This window comes from Nostoc sp. MG11, assembly GCF_014904695.1.
Classification (GTDB): Bacteria; Cyanobacteriota; Cyanobacteriia; order Cyanobacteriales; family Nostocaceae; genus Komarekiella.
This window is the reverse complement of sequence record NZ_JACXXN010000006.1, coordinates 179329-198937: the sequence shown is the minus strand read 5'-3', so window position 1 is coordinate 198937 and position 19609 is coordinate 179329. Positions and strand designations below refer to the sequence as shown.

Genomic DNA, 19609 nt, shown 5'->3' with positions numbered 1-19609 from the left:
TATCAACTGCATTTTTGGATGAGAAAAACACTATTTATTACAACTCAATGCTGATTGCCTGCCAAAAGCTTGTATATTAGCACAGGAAACAACTTACCACATCCTAGTAGGGGAATAAAACATGCTGGTGGAATTACTGGGTTCAGGTTTAGCATCGCTCTGGCTGGAAATGGCTGGCGTACAAATCAAGCCTTTTGATGCCTTAGATGCATTGGCTTGGCAAAGTAGCCCTGGCTTAGTTCTTGCTCCTGATCCAAATCCAACTGGGGCTACTACAGTCCAGCAATATTTAAAGGGATTAATAACATCGAAATTAGTAGTGCAGAATTTAACGCAAAGTCAGGGAATTTGGATGCAGTCGGGGCCGATGCTGATGGCTAATCATCAAGGTACGACACCTCTACCTGCTGCTTCTTTAACTAAGATTGCCACTTCATTAGTTGCTTTAAAAACTTGGGGGCCAGATCATCAATTTGAGACTTTGGTAAGTGCCACAGGGCCAGTGGTAAATGGAGTTTTAAAAGGTGATTTGGTAATTACTGGCGGTGGCGATCCGATGTTTGTTTGGGAAGAAGCGATCGCCCTTGGTAATACTCTCAATAAAATGGGGATCAAGCAAGTAAAAGGGAATTTGGTAATTACTGGCAATTTCGCCATGAATTTCCAACGTCATCCGTTAATGGCAGGTCAATTCCTCAAGCAAGCGATGAATCATAAGACTTGGACTCGCCCCGCTAATTACATACACTCAATCATGCCCAAGGGTACACCCAAGCCTCAAGTCGTAATTGCAGGTGGTGTCAAATTTGAGCCGCAATTAAACCCTCAACAAACCTTGCTACTACGTCATCACTCTTTACCTTTGCAGCAACTCATCAAGGAGATGAATGTCTTCAGTAACAATGAGATGGCAGAGATGCTAGCAGAGTCAGTGGGAGGAGCAACTGTAGTAGAATCAACAGCAGCCAACCTTGCCAGAGTGCCGCAGTCAGAAATTCAGTTAATCAATGGTTCCGGTTTGGGGCCAGAAAATCGGATCTCCCCAAGAGCTGCTTGTGCCATGTTGATGACGTTACAACGAGAAGCAGTCGCTCATAAATTGACTTTAGCTGACTTGTTCCCTGTGTCTGGGTTCGATCATCGAGGTACAATGCATTCCAGACAGATCCCTGCTGCCACTGTGATTAAAACTGGTACTCTCCGGGATGTTAGTGCTTTAGCTGGAGTTATGCCTACACGCGATCGCGGTTTGGTTTGGTTTGCTATTATCAACCGTGGCCCAAATGTGTCAGCTTTCCGCACAGGACAAGACAACCTGTTGCAACGTCTTGTGAAACAATTGCAAGTAGCGCCTTCCGTTCCTGCTGCTCTCACACCTCACTCAGCTATCAACTCTCTACCTCAACTGGGTGCAGGCGATCGTAATGACATTTTGTTTAGAAGTTAAGTTAGTCTACAGTCCAAAGTCAAAAATCCCAAATAATTAATTTTGACCTTTGACCTTTGACCCTTGACTTTCGACTATTGACGTTTTACATTTTCTTGCGGAATAATCTCCGTTACTACCCTGTTGCCAGAACTACCACCTTTGACCACCATGTTTTCTGTTTGCAGATTACCGACAGCTGTTTCACCTGTAAAATTTAATGGTGGATCAACTTGCCGATAAACCACATTTCCTTTAGCTTCAATCAACTTATTATCTAAATACCAAGTTAGTGTATTAGATTTTAATGCTTGGCGACGCTGCCCAACAGCATTGACGTTACCTGTTAAATAAACCGTTTTTTGTGGGATTTTCATTTCGCCTTGATTGGCGGTTACTGTAACTTTTTCAGTTTGGTGGTAGACACGCACTGGTGAATTTGTGTTGATAGTTTCGGTATTCATATTCCAGATCATAGAGTTACTAGCTATTTGCATTGGTGGTTCTAGTAATTCCATCTGAGCATTTTGTTTGACAGTGGCAATTTTAGTTTTTAAGTTAACTTCGGCAGAATTTCCCCTGCCGCGATCAGTAATTTGATTATTTTTATAGCGGTCAATTTGTATAGGGCGATCGCCAATTAATTTCTCTTCTTTAATCTGCCAAATCAAATGCTCGGTTCTGATTTGCATTTGGGGATCAGCTGAATTTGCAACTACCCCTCCCGAAAATTCCATGCGTTGCTCGCGGGTTTTAACTCGCGCTTCCTGCGCCACTGCTTGTAGTTGTTTATGAGTGCCGTTTAGCTGGTTGCGGACAATCAATAAATCTTCTTTGGGCCGCCATTCTAATTCATTACCTCGCAACACAATACCATTGCGAGGATCTGTAGCAAGTATTTTACCTTTGAGAAATAGTTGCTTTCCATCCTGTTCAATATCTGCCACATCTGCCTTGACTTGGTAAACCACTTTGCCATCTTGGTAGAGTTCACCATAAGGACTTTCAGCCTGACCAATTTGTTTTTCTTGAGTGTATTTTGCCTGTTTAGCTCTGACTTTCCAAACTGGTCTTCCTACTTCATCTGCCTGTTCTAAAGTGACATCAAAGAAAGTTAAATTGCTGTCTCGGTCAGATGCACCTGAATCAGTTGATTTAGAGGCTATGGGGGATTTTCCCCCGCAGCCAACTAACCCAATTATCAATAAAAAGGTTAAAAACAAAAGAAAGAAGGAGGAACGCAGGTGAGGAGTGGACGAGTGAAGCAGTAGAGGAGGTGAGTGAAGAATTATTCTTATCCCTCCTTCTCCCCCTCCTCTTATCTCCCCCTCCTCTTGTCTTCCCCTCTGATTAAATTGATGCTTCATTATTCTTGAATTTCCAGGTGTCCATCACTCGCTCTTGGGTCTTCCAAAAAACCCATACTAGATAATGGTCGATATGGATAGCTTTGGCGAGGGGTTTTTTGGATATCTTCTTTGATGGCTTCTAAATCAATATAGCGATCGCTAACATTAATTAAGCTATCACTGGTCATCGAACGCAAACTCACCACCTCTACCCGCACACCCCGATAACTTACCGAATTCACCGCATAAGCCAAATCCCCATCACCACTGACTAATACAGCGGTATCATAAGAATCAACTAACGCCATCATATCTACTGCTATTTCTACATCCAGGTTAGCTTTTTTGGAGCCATCTGGTAGCTGCACTAAATCTTTAGCGATGACTCGATAGCCATTACGACGCATCCACAACAGAAATCCTTGTTGCTTCTCGTTTGTCCGATCTACACCAGTGTAGAAAAAAGCTCGCAGCAGTCTAGAACCTCCGGTTAATCGACACAACAGCTTCGTATAATCGATTTCGATCCCCAGTTGCAGTGCCGCATAAAATAGATTTGAGCCATCAATAAATATAGCGACCCGACCCCGATTTTCCAAAACTTGTTCTGGCGTAAATATTGAGTCGTTTTCCAAATTATTCAACATTGTTGTCATACCTCAGTTTTATCCCTGTTATTTTTGATACAAATTACCAGCTTTTTCATGCGAGTTAGAGCGGCTTATGATAATCTTCAAGGGCTAACTTCAGTTAAGCCCCGATAAATTTTTTGAGAGAATTTAGTAGAGATTCAACAAAATCGGAGTTTGATAAAGGATTAATCGTTTTTTGGGGGTTCTATGCGTTTAAAAACGGGTTGGGGTGTACCCAACTGTTGTTTACTGGATAGTATCCCCCATGTTGCATGAATGGCAAAAGGAGCAGCAATTGAACTTTGTATTTGATCGTTAAAATCTATTCCAAAACCCAGTTGTTGATAAATATCGCTACTGATGTTGGGAATAATGGGGGATAGGAGATAAGCTGCTAGTCTAACTGATTCTAGAACTGCATACAGTACTTTTTCTAATGCTTGTTGCTGTCCTTGCTTATATAATGACCAAGGAGCTTGTTCATCAATAAACTTATTGCTGGCTTGCACCAGTAGCAGGATAGCCTCACAGGCTTGATTGAAAGCTAGCGCCCCATAGGCTTGTTTAACCTGTTCCCCCAGACGTAAACCGATCGCTTTCAAAGGATTCTCATCAGTAATAGCTTCATTGGCAATTGATGGTACATTGCCAGGACAGTATTTCTTCACCATGTTCAAGGTGCGATTAAGCAAATTGCCTAAATCATTTGCCAAATCTGCATTCAGAACATTGATGAATCTAACTTCATTAAAATCTCCATCTTTGCCAAATTCGATTTCCTTAAGGAAGTAATAACGAACGGCGTCACTACCATAGCGCTGAACTAGATCCACGGGATCAAGGGTATTACCCATAGTCTTCCCCATCTTCTGACCATCTTTGGTCAAAAAGCCATGCCCAAAAACTCGCTCTGGCAAGGGTAAGCCAGCTGACAACAGCATTGCTGGCCAGTAAACTGCATGAAAGCGCAGGATATCTTTACCAATTAGATGCAAGTTGATTGGCCACCATGTCTCTAAAGCATTTGTTAAAGTTGGTTCTGCATCTGGTTCAAGCAATGCAGTTACATAACCCAGCAGCGCATCAAACCAAACATAAAGGGTGTGCTTGGGATTAACTGGTACTGGAAAACCCCAATCTAGATTTACTCGCGAAATTGAAAAGTCTTGCAACCCCTGGCTTACAAAGCTCAAAACTTCATTTCGCCGACTCTCTGGCTGGATAAAATCCGGTCTAGATTGGTAAAACTCTTCCAGTTGGGTTTGATATTTGGATAAGCTAAAGAAGTAGTTTTGCTCGTCTCGCCACTCGACTTCTTTATTAGTATGAATTGGGCAACGCCGTCCCTCTAACAGTTCTCGTTCTTCCTTAAATTCTTCGCAAGATACGCAGTACCAGCCTTGTTGTTGTCCCTGATAGATGTCACCAGCTTCCCAGACTCGCCCGAAGAATTCTTTAACGATCGCTTCATGACGAGTCGCAGTAGTTCTACTAAAGCGATCATATTGAATGTTCAACAACTGCCATAAACTAACAAAGCTGGGCACAATTTCATCACAAAATTCTTGAGGCGGTAGCCCTTTACTCTCAGCGGCTCGCTGAATTTTCTGCCCATGCTCATCTGTACCTGTAATTAATAGTACTCGATGCCCCAGTAGCCTTTGAAACCGTGCTATTACATCTGCTGCCATTGTTGGATAAGCACTGCCAATGTGAGGCACATCGTTTACATAATATAAGGGTGTTGTCAGTGCAAATGTCTTTTCTGTTTTATCCACTAGATTCATGCAGAATAAAAAACAACTAATTTATTAAAACGTTTTATAATATCTTATTTTTATCGGCAAAACCACGTAATTATATAACGATACTGCCTTTTTTTCAAATAACACTTTAATATTAGCAAGTTTCTAGATTTAAGAATTGTTTGATGATAGATATAAATCTAGCTTATCTATTAGCTACAAGACAGAAATTAGCTAATAATAATGCTTTTGAATGCTTTTCTTCACACATAAATTAGAAATACATAAACTATAACTCGGAAAATATAGTTTGTTTTGTAGTTCGGACATTTCTATCTTAAGGCGGTCGTGGCAGTAGTAAAGAAATGTAAAAATAAAGTTAAGATAAACTACAATAATAAATATTTTTTGGAAAATATATTGATTAGGTATGAGTCGAAATAGCCCCCTGGAGATTTCTCGCGCTTTCCTGGCGGCGCTCTCAACACAAATGTTTCGCTATTACGAGGATCGGATTCCCCAGGATGCAAGCGTGTTGGTAGTCAGCAATCACCGCAGCTTTATGGATGCACTAGTCTTAATGACGGCGTTATCGAGTCCGATTCGCTTTGCTTGCCATCATTACATGGGACAAGTGCCAATAATGCGAGAGATTGTTACCGGACAATTGGGGTGCTTTCCCTTAGAAGAAACCCGTAACCGCCAGCAAAGCTTTTTTGTGCAGTCACAGATGCTATTGCAGTCCAAGCAGATGGTAGGAGTATTTCCAGAAGGGACTGAACCAATGGTGAAATTTACTCAGCCAAACATGGTGAGTGAATTTCAGCGGGGATTTGCTCATTTGGCATTGCGATCTGATGTGCGGGATTTAGCAATTTTGCCGATCGCGATCGCCTCGTTAGACGAGGTAAACACTTCTGGCTTCCCCTTACGGCTTTTGAGTTTATTTGATCCTTCAGAACCTTTATTTAATCAGTCTGGTTGGCATCCTTTGGTACTCTATCGTCGGGTAGCCGTGCTCATTGGTCATCCTTATTGGATTACGCCCCAACATCAAAAAAAATATCACGGAAAACAAGCTAGAACGGTTGTGGCTGAACTAACGGAACATTGTCATGGCGAAATTAGCAACTTACTACGTCAAGGCTGTTATTAGGGCGTTTGGCACTGTTTATCTGTCAACCAGTTCTTCTACATCTGCACAGCTAAATATCAGACAAAGGTCAATTAACTTATTGACCGAAACTTCATATATTCTGCAAGGAGGATTTCTAAATTAACTTTTACATCTTTCTGAAAAGCTAATTGCTGTGTTGATGAATCTAGGTTTAACTATCGCTAGCAACTTCAGCTATATTCAACGTGATTTATACGCTCCACGCTATGATTTTATCAGACATTTGATTATACTGTCGCACTTCAATCTGCGTGTAATCCCAGACCTATAAGTATGGGTTTTAACAGAAAAAATTCGATAAAACCAAGAAATTCAATTTAAATTTTACAATGCCAGAAGTTGAGCTAAGCCCTTGTTTCCTTACTCCTAAACGAGTACAACCAGAGTATCCGCTGTTTGTATATTTGCCAGGAATGGATGGAACAGGTCAATTGTTGCGATCGCAAACCGCAGGATTAGAAGTTGGCTTTGATGTCCGCTGTTTAGCACTCCCACGAAAAGACCTCACCACCTGGGATGTACTAACTAAGAATGTATTGAATTTGATCCATGCAGAATTAAAAAAAAGCTCCCAGAGGCCAATTTATCTGTGTGGTGAATCCTTTGGTGGTTGTTTGGCGATGAAAGTGGCGATTCAAACGCCACAGTTATTTAAGCGAATTATTCTAATTAACCCGGCTTCTGCCTTTCACCTGCGCCCTTGGTTAAATTCCGCATCTCAACTAACTTCTTTTGTACCAGAACCACTTTATGACGTCGGCGCACTGGGGTTATTACCATTTTTAGCATCTTTGCCACGCATCTCCAGAAGTGATCGCCACGAACTGCTGAAAACTATGCGTTCTATCCCACCTGCAACCGTTCTCTGGCGGTTGTCTTTACTGCGGGAGTTTCATGTAGATGAGGAGCAGTTACGTCGCCTGACTCAACCAACGTTGCTAATTGCTGGTGCTAGCGATCGGCTTTTGCCTTCTGTGACTGAAGTGAAGCGGATAGCGAATATTTTACCCAATGCCAAAACAATGGTACTGCCCGATAGTGGACATGCCTGTCTACTGGAGAAAGATATTTATCTCTATGAGATTCTCAAGAGTCAAAACTTTTTAGAAAGTAAGTCTCAAACAATTAAATCGTCTGTGTAAAGTCTTGCTTACTGAAACGGTAATTTTTACTACTAGTCGTGAATAGCGAGTAGCTTTGCAGTTAAATAGAGATATTAAAATCAAGACATAATCAACTGAAAAACCTTTCTTTAATCAATAAACATACACTTATTGAGACTCAGAAATGGTTGTCCTTAAAGAGTTACTCGCTAAAGAATTAGAAAACCTCAACGAAGAACAACTCAGGCAAGTTGCAGATTTTTTAGCTTTTATTAAATTCCGCGATCGCGCAGCTAGTTGGAAAATAGATGAAACTCAGATGACTGCTCTCTACAGTGAATTTGCTGATGAAGATCGAAGACTTGCAGAAGAAGGATTAAACGAATATACCGATTTGCTGAGACAAGAAGATTTAAAATGACTGTGAAACGAGGTGAAGTATGGTTGGCAGACTTAAATCCAAGCAGAGGTTCAGAACAGGGAGGTACTAGACCTGTTGTTGTCTTTCAGAATGAAATAATTTCTTAATTTTCAACTACTGTCATAACCATCCCTTTAACCAGTAATTTGCGTCGTGCTTCTTTACCAACGTGTATGTTAATTCAAAGTGGTGAGGGAAGATTGGAACAAAATTCAGTTGCTCTCTGCTATCAACTGCGGGTGATTGACAAGACTAGATTACAAAGAAAGCTGGGTGAACTGACTCCAGAAACACTTATCATTTTAGAAGGTAAAATGTTATTGACATTAGGTTATCAACTATAAAATCAAAACCTTTGTCGTTCTATCGGTATGTAAACTAATGTCCAGAATAACTCTAATTTGATTTAACAAGTTGTGCTTGTTGGCAGATGTCAAACCCCTCACACTTTCGCTAAAACCTGAATAGAAAGACTTTCAGGACGGTGTTGAGCAATGACAACAAACAAATTCCAACAACAAACAAAGCTGAATCAATCAGTTAATTCACCCACAAAATCTTTAGAAGTAGAAATCAAGCCTAAACCATCAGCAGAAGCAGAACCGTCTGTATTCGAGTCTTTTGTCAAAAATGTCGCCCAAGTTGTCAATACAGCAATTGAAGTGGGACAAGCGGCGACGAAACAAACACATAACTTAATTGAGCAAACAACTCAAACCACCGGACAAGTAGTGAATCGCCTCAGCGAAAATTGGCTGATTAGAAAACTATCTGGAGTATTAAATCTTAATTGGCTAATTGGTGCTACTGATGTTGTGGATTTGGAAAAAGCAGAAGTTGCGGTGAATAAATTAAAGCAACAATATCCCAATGAATCACCCAATCAGATTGCTCACCGAATTATGGTGGAAAAAGCAACTAAAGCAGGTGGAATTGGTCTAGCAACCAGTATTTTACCAGGAGTTGCAGTAGCATTCCTGGCAATTGATTTAGCAGCAACAACAAAGTTGCAGTCAGAAATGCTTTATCAAATTGCATCTGCTTATGGCTTAAATTTAAAAGATCCGGCTCGCAAAGGCGAAGTTTTGGCAATTTTTGGTCTGGCGTTGGGTGGTGGTCGTCTTTTGAAAGCTGCGGGTTTAGGTTTGCTGCGAAATATACCCTTTGCTGGTGCAGCGATCGCCGCTAGCTCGAATGCAACGATGATCTATTCATTAGGATATGCGGCTTGTCGATTTTATGAAGCCAAGCTGGATGAATCAACTTCCCTCAACTCTCCACAGACACTAGCAAATTTAAAAACAGAGAGTGAAAAGTATCTGGAAAAAGCGATCGCCCAAGAAGCAATCATGGATCAAATCTTAGTTCACATGATCCTGGCGAGTCATCCAGAGAAAACTTGGGCAGAAATTTTGCCAGAGTTACAAGCTCTAAATCTCAGTTCTACATCGCTAGATGTCATAGCTCAAAATATCAAGTCACCCCAGCCTCTAGATACCTTAATTAGCCAACTAAACCGTGATTTTGCCATACCTTTGTTGGCACAGTGTTACAAAATTGCTCAACTTGACAGACAGACTAGACCAGCAGAAAAACAGATAATTACAGCGATCACCAACAAGTTTGACATTGACTTGAACACAATTAAATCAACACTCAAAAGTTAGCAACGAAGAAGACCGATAACCTCTGTAGAGACGTTACAATGCAACGTCTCTAATATCGTTCGTCACTACAGCTTGAGTTGATACCAGTGGTATTATTCACACACCTACACTCATATCATCCCTGTGTTCTATCTCCTGTGAGCATGAAGCAAGAATTTTGAGCAATACTGGTACTAGAAGGAATACTTACACAAAATCTCAAAATGGCAATTCAACCTAGTGATACGCCTTTGCTAGAGTGGGCAGGCGATAGTTTGGCAATTGGATTATTTGAAGATGCAGTAGAGTTAACTGGTGAACTGGCAACTTTAAATGAAAAGTTTGGCGGAATCTTAAAAGAACTGATTGCTGAAGATGAATTTACAGGGAAAGCTAACAGCACCATCTTCACCCGCGTAGGTGCTGGTAGCCCAGTTAAAAAAGTTATTCTAGTAGGTTTAGGAAAACCAGAAGCATTAAAATTAGACACCCTGCGACGCGCTGCTGCGGCTGTAGCCAGGGTAGCAAAAAAGCAAAAAAGCAAAACTCTAGGGTTTAGTTTTCCATTATGGAATAATGATCCTGCGGCAACTGCCCAAGCGATCGCCGAAGGTGTGCAATTGGCGCTTTACCAAGATATTCGCTTTAAGTCCGAGCCAGAAGATAAAGGGCCACAAGTCGAAACCGTAGATTTACTAGGATTCGGTGGACAAGAAGCAGCCATTAGCCGCGCCAATCAAATCGTATCAGGAGTAATTTTAGCGCGGCAGTTGGTAGCAGCCCCAGCCAACGCAGTTACACCAATTACTTTGGCAGAAACGGCTCAAGCGATCGCCAAAGATCACGGTTTACAAGTAGAAATTCTGGAACGAGACGACTGTGAAAAATTAGGTATGGGTGCTTTTTTAGGTGTCGCTCAAGCTTCTGATTTGCCACCTAAATTTATTCACCTGACTTACAAGCCAGAAGGTACACCCAAAAAGAAACTGGCAATTATCGGCAAAGGCTTAACCTTCGATTCCGGCGGACTCAATATTAAAGGTGCTGGTAGCGGCATCGAAACCATGAAAATTGATATGGGTGGTGCAGCTGCTACTTTCGGCGCGGCTAAAGCAATTGCTCAGATCAAGCCAGATGTTGAAGTCCACTTTATCTCAGCAGCGACCGAAAATATGATTAGCGGTCGCGCTATGCACCCTGGAGATGTTCTTAAAGCATCTAATGGCAAAACAATTGAAGTAAACAACACCGATGCTGAAGGACGTTTGACCCTAGCAGATGCCTTAGTGTATGCTGACAAACTGGGATTGGATGCGATCATTGATTTAGCCACCTTAACTGGTGCTAACGTCATAGCCTTGGGTGATGATATTGCTGGTTTATTTACTCTCAATGATGCGATCGCTGCTGAACTAGAAAAAGCTGCTGAAACATCAGGAGAAAAGATTTGGCGGATGCCAATGGAAGAAAAATATTTTGAAGGTTTAAAATCTGGCATTGCGGACATGAAAAACACTGGCCCGCGTCCAGGTGGAGCCATTACCGCCGCCCTTTTCCTCAAACAGTTTATCAAAGAAACCCCTTGGGCACACTTAGACATTGCTGGCCCAGTATGGACAGATAAAGAAAATGGCTACAACGGTTCGGGGGCAACTGGTTACGGCGTTCGTACCTTAGTTAACTGGGTACTAGGTACTGGAGACTAGGGACTCTTTACCGGGAAAAGAGGGACAAGGTTAAAGAGCAAATAGTAAAAAGATAATTTTTACCTTTCCCCTTTACCCCTTTTCCTTTCCCAATACCCCATGCCCAATCCCTCACAGTTCGTGTTATTATCTTTGGCTTGCTGCCAAAATTTGTTGCAATAGTAACAGAAATCAATTGGCAGTTAGAAATTTACGCTTTTTCAGCAAAGCCATCTGGTAAAATTTGTAAGGTTTCTAATAGCTCTGAGCAATGGGATCGACTCGCGTACGGATCGCAATTGATGCAATGGGAGGGGATCACGCACCCGGTGAAATCGTTGCTGGCGCACTGCGGGCACGAGAAGAATTGGGTGTAGAAGTCTTGTTGGTAGGTGATCCCCAACAAATTAAAGCTGCTTTGCCGCCAAAAACAAATTTCGGGCAAGTAGAGATCGTTCCTGCACAGGAGGCGATCGCGATGGACGAGGAGCCTTTAAGCGCAGTTAGACGTAAACCCCAGGCCTCTATTAATGTGGCTATGGATTTAGTCAAGCAAAAACAAGCAGATGCCGTTTTTTCTGCCGGACACTCTGGAGCAGCAATGGCAGCAGCGTTACTGCGCTTAGGACGATTACCGGGAATTGACCGTCCAGCAATAGGGACTGTTTTTCCCACAATTGTGGCTGGCAAACCAGTACTTATACTTGATGTCGGCGCAAATGTAGACTGTCGTCCTAAGTTTTTAGAGCAGTTTGCCGTAATGGGATCAGCTTACAGTCAGTATGTCATAGGTACTAGCGAACCCAAGGTAGGTTTGTTAAATATTGGAGAAGAAGATTCTAAGGGCAATGACGCAGCCGTCCGCGCCCACCAAATGTTACGCGAAAATACCCAAATTAATTTTATTGGTAATGCTGAAGGGCGTGATGTACTTTCTGGTCGCTTTGATGTAATTGTCTGCGATGGCTTTGTCGGTAATGTATTATTAAAATTCGCCGAAGCGGTCGGAGAAGTAATTCTGCAAATTTTGCGGGAAGAATTACCCCAAGGATTGCACGGTCAAATTGGCTCAGCACTTTTAAAACCAAATCTGAAGCGAATTAAGCAGCGGATGGATCATGCAGAACATGGTGGTGCTCTGCTATTAGGTGTCGCCGGAGTCTGTTTTATTGGTCATGGTAGCTCCCAAGCACCTTCAATTTTTAACGCCATTCGGATGGCAAAAGAAGCTGTTGACAACGAGGTGCTGCAACGAATTCAGTCACAATATATCTTAGAGCGCGAAAGCGGTTAGCGATTAGTCATTAGTCATTGAGTAACTTGTCATTTGTAAAAACGAAGGACGAAGGACAAATGACAAAGCGCAAAGTCTGAGCCGAGGTTTCCTCCGATGGCTCCGCCAACGCCAAAGGCGAACAGAACTTTGTAAGAGAGGACAAAGGACAAAAAGCTGATAGCTTGGGAGATTAAGAGTGCAAAACTTAGGGGTAGCAATTACTGGAAGTGGCTCAGCAGTACCAGCAACTTCCTTAGACAACCAAAGCTTGTCTAAATTAGTTGAGACATCAGACGAGTGGGTCACAACAAGAACGGGAATTCGTCAACGGCGGTTAGCACAACCATCTGAGTCATTAAGTGTACTCGCCACTGCGGCTAGTCGCCAGGCGATCGCATCTGCTGGTATCACCGCATCTGACTTAGATCTAATTTTGCTGGCGACATCCACTTCTGACGACTTGTTTGGTACTGCTTGTCAAGTACAAGCTGAATTAGGAGCCACCAAAGCAGTTGCTTTTGACTTGACAGCAGCCTGCTCTGGCTTTGTCTTTGGGCTAGTAACAGCCGCCCAATATATAAAAACAGGCGTTTTTCAAAATGTACTGTTGATAGGAGCAGATATCCTCTCTCGCTGGGTAGATTGGCAAGATAGGGGCACTTGTGTATTGTTCGGTGATGGTGCAGGAGCAGTAGTATTGCAAGCATCCAAAAGCGATCGCCTATTGGGATTTGCACTTAAAAGCGATGGTACTCAAAATCATCAGCTCAACCTTTCCTATGCAGCCTCTTCCCAAGAACTACTCCCAGGCGTAAATATTACTAAAGGCACTTACCAACCCATAACCATGAACGGTAAAGAAATTTACCGCTTCGCTGTCCAAAAAGTGCCAGAAATTATTGACAAAGCCTTGTTTCAAGCTAACCTCAATGTTGAGCAAATCGATTGGCTAATCCTGCATCAAGCCAATCAGCGGATTCTCGATGCTGTTGCCCAACGCTTAAATATTCCTCAACATAAAGTTATTAGTAATCTTGCTCAGTACGGCAATACCTCTGCCGCCTCCATCCCCCTAGCCCTAGATGAAGCAGTGCGGCAAGACAAAATTAAACCTAATGACATCATTGCTACATCCGGCTTTGGTGCCGGTCTTACTTGGGGCGCGGCAATTTTTCAATGGGGAAGATAATATTTTGTCCCCGAAGTTCTGAGCGCCGGAAGCCGGCGTTCAGACTTCTCTCTTTGTCATTAGTCATTTGTTCTTTGTAATGACAAATGACTAATGACCAATAACCAATGACCAATGACCAATGACTAAAACTGCATGGGTGTTTCCCGGACAAGGTTCTCAAGTACTGGGAATGGGAATGGATTTATTAGATATACCCTCTGCCAAAGACAAATTTGTTCAAGCTGAGGCTATTTTGGGCTGGTCTGTAAGAGAAATCTGTCAAAAGGACGAAGAAAAATTATCACAGACGCTATATACACAGCCAATTCTTTATGTGGTGGAAAGCATTCTTGCTGATCTCATCCGGGAACGGGGATATCAGCCAGATTTAGTTGCTGGTCATAGTTTGGGCGAATATGTTGCTCTTTATATTGCTGGTGTCTTTGAATGGTCGGCGGGATTACACTTGGTCAAGCGTCGTGCGGAACTTATGGATAGTGCCGCAGGTGGGATGATGGCTGCTTTGTTGAACTTTGACCGCGAACAGTTGGAAAAAGTCATTTCTCAAACGCCCGATGTAGTGCTGGCTAATGACAACAGTCCGGCTCAGGTGGTAATCTCTGGGACGCCGGACGCTGTACAAGCGGTAATTTCTCAAGTGAAAGCTAAGCGTGCTATTCCTTTAAAAGTTTCTGGAGCATTTCATTCACACTTAATAGCACCAGCGGCGGCAGAGTTCCAAGACATTCTAGAATCTGTGGAATTTCAACCAGCTGTTGTGCCAGTGTTGTCTAATGTAGAACCAGTTCCATCTATTGATGCCGAAATTTTAAAGCAGCGCTTAAACAAACAAATGACTGGTTCGGTACGATGGCGAGAAATCTCTCTAGAATTACCAGCAAACGGCATTCAGCAAGTAATAGAAATTGGCCCCAGTAACGTACTAACTGGTTTAATTAAACGTATTAGCCCTGATTTAATCTTAAAAAACGTCCGTAATGCAACTGAATTACCGGACTAAAGGCCGGGGACTGGGGACTCTTAAGAGGGGAAAAGGTTAAAGGGTAAAGGAATGGTTTTTCCTTTTCCCGCTGACCCCAACCAATGCCCAATCCTCAATGCCCAATCCCTAATCCGCAATCCTCAACCTTTTATGTCTCAAAGCCGCGAACCGTTTATTAGTCTGGCACTTTACCACGCCTTTAAATGGTCGGTCGTCAGCCCCATGCTTCATACTTACTTTCGGGGCCAAATTTATGGTGTGGAAAATGTTCCTCAATCAGGGCCACTAGTGGTAGTGAGTAATCATGCTAGTTACTTTGATCCGCCGATTGTCTCTAATTGTGTACGTCGCCCAGTGGCTTATATGGCTAAGGAAGAGTTATTTGATATTCCGATTTTGGCAAAAATGATTAAGTTGTACGGTGCTTACCCGGTAAGTCGAGGAAGTGCTGATCGCACTGCTATCCGTTCTGCCCTAGAGTACCTCAATAACGGTTGGGCTGTCGGTGTTTTTTTGCAAGGCACTCGTACCCCAGATGGTCGAATTACAGACCCCAAAAGAGGCGCAGCGCTACTAGCGGCGAAGGCCAAAGCACCAATATTGCCAGTAAGTTTGTGGGGTACTGAGGGGATTTTAAAAAAAGGCTCGGCAATACCTCAAGCTGTTCCTATTACTATTAGGATTGGCAAATTAATTGATACTCCTAGTTCCACTAATAAAGAAGAATTAGAAGCTATAACACAAAAATGTACCACAGTGATCAATGAGATGCATGATTTAGGCCGATGAGTTAAATCATACTGGGGAATATGCTTTAAGGAAGTGGCGATCGCCACTCAGTTTCTATATGTTTAAAGTTAATGCGCCATAGCAAATCAAGTAAGACTTTGTGCTTAAATGCAACAGCTAGGCTAAATCACCACTACCTTTTCTCTAGATAGTATATGAGCGGCTTTGAAGCCAAAAACTTTTGGGATCGATTGAATAATCTGGCGTTAGTCCGCTTTTTACTTTTAGTGGCTTCTGGCTGGGCAATTGTGCAGCTTTTAGCTTACTTTGAGATAGTCATAGTTATTTTTACATTCGCTGCAATTTTGGCTTTTTTGCTCAGCTATCCTGTACAATGGCTGCGGCGTTTTTTGCCCCACGGCATAGCAGTTGTTGTAGTTTTCTTGCTTAGTGTTGTGATTCTTGGCGGTATAGCTGTTACTGTGGGCTTAACGATTCTATCTCAAGGACAACAATTAATTGACAGCATAACTGGATTTTTAAATTCTTTAGTACCTCTATTAGAGCGATTAGAAGTATTTCTACGAAGCCGTAATCTTCAAATAGATTTGAGTGTAATTGAAGGACAATTACGGGATCAAGCTGTAACAACTCTTGTAACTAGCTTGGCAATTTTACAAAGTTTTATGACTAACTTTGTAACTTTTATATTGATTGCGGTTGTAGCTTTTTTCATGCTCCTAGATGGAGATAAGCTCTGGAGCTTTATCTTAAAAGTAGTACCAAAGCAGCGCCGTAACCGATTTACAAATATAATTAGGCGCTCCTTCTTAGGCTTTTTTAGAGGTCAGTTGTTATTAAGCTTATTTCTCACAACTTCGACTTTTCTGGTGTTCGTATTATTAAAAGTACCTTTTGCCTTGATATTGTCAGTGATAGTTGGAATCGTTGATATCATTCCTGGCATAGGAGCAACATTAGGAATTGGTACAATTACTCTAGTTGTGTTGTCTCAAGGTGTTTGGTTAGCATTGAAAGTATTGGCAGCTTGTATTGTTCTTCAGCAGATACAAGATAACTTAATTGCGCCCCGCATTATGCAAGGTGCGCTCAATCTTAATCCTGTAGTCGTATTCTTTGCTTTGCTTGTAGGTGCTAAAGTAGCAGGTCTATTAGGTGTTTTTATATCTATTCCGATCGCCGGAGTAATTGTATCTTTGTTTGAAATTGATGAAATGAAATCAGAAGTGTAGCCAATAGTCAAGAGTTATAAACTACGAAGTAGTGAATAATATCAACGTTAGAGAATAATGTCGGATTTAAGAGCGGAATTAACAGAAATATTAGATGAGGCAGAATGGGAGTGGCTAATTCCTCATGTGCAGCGAGACACGGTAATATTAGTGGCATCTGAGCTAAACTTGCTGGATGTTGGGGAAGCGATCGCCAGCGATAATATTCCATCAGTACAGCAGTGGATTGATGAGCAATTAATTACTAAACCATCACCAGTACAAGTAGGAGAATGGAATAGCGATCGCACCAAGCGATTTCATACCCTCATAGTCCAGCCCTACGTTCTGGTGCAAGAAATAGCTACTGCGTAAGCTAAATTTAAGTGTCACAGAACGGCTAGAATTGTTACCATAATTTCAGATTAGATGTTGAAACCTTGATCCAATCTGAAACCTTAGAACTACTAGAATGGCATCGCCTCTGCCAGCACCTTTGCACGTTTGCGGCAACTAAGCTGGGGGCGACAGCTGCGCGTCATCTGAAAATGCCTGAGTCTCAGGCAGAAAGCGAACAGTTGTTAGAGCAAACCAAAGAAGTTTACCAACTAGAAAGCCGTCTAACTACAGGACTGTCGTTTGAGGGAATTCAAGATATTGGTGATTCCTTAGAACGGGCAGAACGCAGCGGAATTTTAACTGGGGATGAACTGTTAGCGATCGCTACCACCCTCGCTGGTGCTAGAAATTTGCGCCGTGTAATTGACAACCAAGAAGATTTGCCAATCTTGACTAATTTGGTTGCCGATTTGCGGACTTATCCCGAACTAGAACAGGAAATTCACCGTTGTATAGATGAACGAGCACAGGTAACTGATCGCGCTAGCCAAAAACTGGGAGAAATTCGTACAGATTTGCGGCGATTACGCACTCAAATTACTCAAAAGCTGCAAAATATTCTACAGGCAAAAGCTGGGGCAGTTCAGGAACAGCTAATTACCCAACGGGGCGATCGCTATGTAATCCCTGTGAAAGCACCTCAAAAAGATGCCATTCCCGGCATTGTCCACGATACCTCTACTAGTGGTGCGACGCTGTATGTAGAACCTAATTCTATCGTGCCTCTAGGCAACCAACTGCGGCAGATAATTAGAAAAGAGCAAGCAGAAGAAGAAGCGATTCGCCGTGTTTTAACGGAGCAAGTAGCAGCAGTCAAACCTGATTTGGAGAGGTTATTAGCAATTGTTACCACTTTGGATCTCGCAACCGCCAGATCACGATATAGTTTCTGGCTAGGAGCTAATCCCCCGCGATTTATCAACCGGGAGGAAAGTGAAATCATTACCTTACGGCATTTGCGTCATCCATTGTTAGTGTGGCAGCAACAGCACGAACAAGGGCAACCAGTAGTTCCTGTAGATTTGTTCATCAGTCCACAAATTCGGGTAGTAACAATTACCGGGCCAAATACTGGCGGTAAAACTGTTACCTTAAAAACCCTAGGGTTAGCAGCATTGATGGCCAAGGTAGGTTTATTTGTCCCCGCCCGCGAACCAGTCGAAATCCCTTGGTTTGACCAAGTGCTGGCAGATATTGGCGATGAACAATCCCTACAGCAGAGTTTATCCACATTCTCCGGTCACATCCGCCGCATCAGTAGGATTTTAGACGCAATCAGCAATGATGGAGAGTCTCATGCCCCATGCCATAAGCCCAATTCCCTAGTATTACTTGATGAAGTCGGCGCAGGCACCGATCCAGTTGAAGGTAGTGCCTTAGCGATCGCCTTGCTGCAATATCTGTCTAACCACGCTCAGCTAACAATCGCTACCACTCACTTTGGTGAACTAAAAGCGCTGAAATATGAAGATGAGCGATTTGAAAATGCCTCGGTAGAATTTGACGAAAGTACTCTGTCGCCAACTTACCGCCTACTGTGGGGAATACCCGGACGTTCCAACGCCTTGACAATTGCTTTGCGTTTGGGGCTAAAACCAGAAGTTGTGGAACAGGCGAAATCCCAAGTGGGAGAAGCAACAGATGAAGTTAACCAAGTCATTGCTGGGTTAGAAGCGCAACGTCGCCGTCAGGAAACTAAAGCTACTGAAGCGCAAAATGTATTGCAGCAAGCGGAGCGTTTATACAAAGAAGTATCCGAAAAAGCCTCAGCTTTACAAGAAAGAGAAAGTGCTCTGCGGGCTTCACAGGAAGTAGCTGTTCAACAAGCGATCACCCAAGCAAAAGGTGAAATTGCCCAAGTAATTCGCCGCTTGCAGCAAGGTACACCCACAGCCCAAGATGCCCAGCAAGCGACTAATGCCTTGAATCAAATTGCCCAGAAATATCAGCCAGCAACACAACCAAAACCAAAACTTGGGTTTATGCCCAAAGTAGGCGATCGCCTGCGTGTTCCCAAGTTGGGGCAAACAGCAGAAGTGTTAACCACCCCCGGTAATGATGGGGAGTTAACTGTGCGCTTTGGGATCATGAAGATGACAGTCAAACTAGAAGATGTAGAATCTCTAGATGGTCAAAAAGCTGAACCAGTCGTTAAAGCAAAGCCAGTCCCAACAGTAGTTACACCACCGCAGCCAGCCCCAGCGATTCGCACTTCCCAAAATACCGTCGATTTGCGTGGTAAGCGAGTGGCTGACGCCGAATTCATTCTTGACAAAGCCATCTCGGAAGCTACAGGGCCAGTATGGATTATTCACGGGTACGGGACTGGTAAGTTACGGCAAGGTGTTCACACCTTTTTGCAACAGCACCCCAGAGTCAGCAACTATGAAGCAGCAGAACGAGCAGACGGTGGCAGTGGTGTTACTATTGTCCACATAAAATAAAGCGGCAATAAATGTAACTGGGCAGAGTTAATGATTGTTAATTGCTAATTACTAATTAGCTGATGGTGATTAGAGATTAGCAATTAGCAGTTATCAATTTTAGGTTTGTTTATTTATACTCTTGTACTTAGCTAGTAGCTAAAGTTAGGTAAATATCGACTTGGGCTGATA

General features: G+C 42.7%; 16 protein-coding genes and 1 pseudogene. 14 read left to right on the top strand and 3 right to left on the bottom strand.

All coding sequences use genetic code 11. The annotated features are described in order from the left end of the window. Positions 1–124: 124 nt before the first annotated feature. Positions 125–1447 (top strand): D-alanyl-D-alanine carboxypeptidase, encoded by a 1323-nt coding sequence (locus HCR01_RS11875; RefSeq protein ID WP_193196519.1) that lies wholly within the window; start codon positions 125–127, stop codon positions 1445–1447. A gap of 74 nt (positions 1448–1521) precedes the next feature. Here HCR01_RS11875 and lptC read toward each other — a convergent pair whose 3' ends face one another. From lptC to metG, 3 genes are all read right to left on the bottom strand, one after another. After that, on the bottom strand, positions 1522–2793 hold the full coding sequence (lptC, locus tag HCR01_RS11870) for an LPS export ABC transporter periplasmic protein LptC (protein ID WP_193196382.1): 1272 nt from the start codon (positions 2791–2793) through the stop codon (positions 1522–1524). Further along, positions 2793–3422 (bottom strand): NYN domain-containing protein, encoded by a 630-nt coding sequence (locus HCR01_RS11865; protein ID WP_162395541.1) that lies wholly within the window; start codon positions 3420–3422, stop codon positions 2793–2795. The genes lptC and HCR01_RS11865 overlap by 1 nt, the downstream gene beginning before the upstream one ends. Before the next feature lie 170 nt (positions 3423–3592). Beyond that, positions 3593–5194: a methionine--tRNA ligase gene (gene metG, locus HCR01_RS11860; RefSeq protein ID WP_193196381.1), complete on the bottom strand. Its 1602-nt coding sequence runs from the start codon at positions 5192–5194 to the stop codon at positions 3593–3595. A gap of 388 nt (positions 5195–5582) precedes the next feature. On the opposite strand from metG, the gene HCR01_RS11855 reads away from it, so the two are divergent. The 13 genes and pseudogenes from HCR01_RS11855 to HCR01_RS11795 all read left to right on the top strand — a co-directional run bounded on the left by HCR01_RS11855 (position 5583) and on the right by HCR01_RS11795 (position 19438). Beyond that, positions 5583–6308: a lysophospholipid acyltransferase family protein gene (locus tag HCR01_RS11855; RefSeq protein WP_193196380.1), complete on the top strand. Its 726-nt coding sequence runs from the start codon at positions 5583–5585 to the stop codon at positions 6306–6308. Between the two features lie 350 nt (positions 6309–6658). Next, positions 6659–7471, top strand: coding sequence for an alpha/beta fold hydrolase (locus HCR01_RS11850; RefSeq protein ID WP_193196379.1), 813 nt, complete (start codon positions 6659–6661; stop codon positions 7469–7471). Between the two features lie 145 nt (positions 7472–7616). Further along, positions 7617–7853, top strand: coding sequence for a hypothetical protein (locus HCR01_RS11845; RefSeq protein ID WP_193196378.1), 237 nt, complete (start codon positions 7617–7619; stop codon positions 7851–7853). After that, a pseudogene (locus HCR01_RS11840) lies at positions 7850–8197 on the top strand (type II toxin-antitoxin system PemK/MazF family toxin). Before HCR01_RS11845 ends, HCR01_RS11840 begins: the two are co-directional and overlap by 4 nt. A gap of 150 nt (positions 8198–8347) precedes the next feature. Beyond that, on the top strand, positions 8348–9520 hold the full coding sequence (locus tag HCR01_RS11835; protein ID WP_193196377.1) for an EcsC family protein: 1173 nt from the start codon (positions 8348–8350) through the stop codon (positions 9518–9520). Between the two features lie 203 nt (positions 9521–9723). Next, positions 9724–11205, top strand: coding sequence for a leucyl aminopeptidase (locus HCR01_RS11830; RefSeq protein WP_193196376.1), 1482 nt, complete (start codon positions 9724–9726; stop codon positions 11203–11205). 250 nt (positions 11206–11455) lie between these two features. Next, complete coding sequence (gene plsX, locus HCR01_RS11825; protein WP_193196375.1) at positions 11456–12478, top strand: phosphate acyltransferase PlsX; 1023 nt, start codon at positions 11456–11458, stop codon at positions 12476–12478. Between the two features lie 178 nt (positions 12479–12656). Next, on the top strand, positions 12657–13649 hold the full coding sequence (locus HCR01_RS11820) for a beta-ketoacyl-ACP synthase III (RefSeq protein ID WP_193196374.1): 993 nt from the start codon (positions 12657–12659) through the stop codon (positions 13647–13649). Between the two features lie 121 nt (positions 13650–13770). Further along, positions 13771–14652 carry an ACP S-malonyltransferase gene (gene fabD / locus HCR01_RS11815; protein ID WP_193196373.1) on the top strand — a complete coding sequence of 294 codons (882 nt, stop codon included), beginning with the start codon at positions 13771–13773 and terminating at the stop codon, positions 14650–14652. A gap of 132 nt (positions 14653–14784) precedes the next feature. Continuing rightward, positions 14785–15423: a lysophospholipid acyltransferase family protein gene (locus HCR01_RS11810; RefSeq protein ID WP_193196518.1), complete on the top strand. Its 639-nt coding sequence runs from the start codon at positions 14785–14787 to the stop codon at positions 15421–15423. Positions 15424–15578: 155 nt separating this feature from the next. Further along, a complete protein-coding gene (locus HCR01_RS11805; protein WP_193196372.1) occupies positions 15579–16616 on the top strand; it encodes an AI-2E family transporter in 1038 nt (345 codons plus the stop codon). A gap of 57 nt (positions 16617–16673) precedes the next feature. After that, positions 16674–16970, top strand: a complete 297-nt coding sequence (locus HCR01_RS11800; RefSeq protein ID WP_193196371.1) for a DUF2288 domain-containing protein — start codon at positions 16674–16676, stop codon at positions 16968–16970. A 65-nt stretch (positions 16971–17035) separates the two neighbouring features. Then, on the top strand, positions 17036–19438 hold the full coding sequence (locus HCR01_RS11795; RefSeq protein WP_193196370.1) for an endonuclease MutS2: 2403 nt from the start codon (positions 17036–17038) through the stop codon (positions 19436–19438). The last annotated feature ends 171 nt before the right edge of the window (positions 19439–19609 follow it).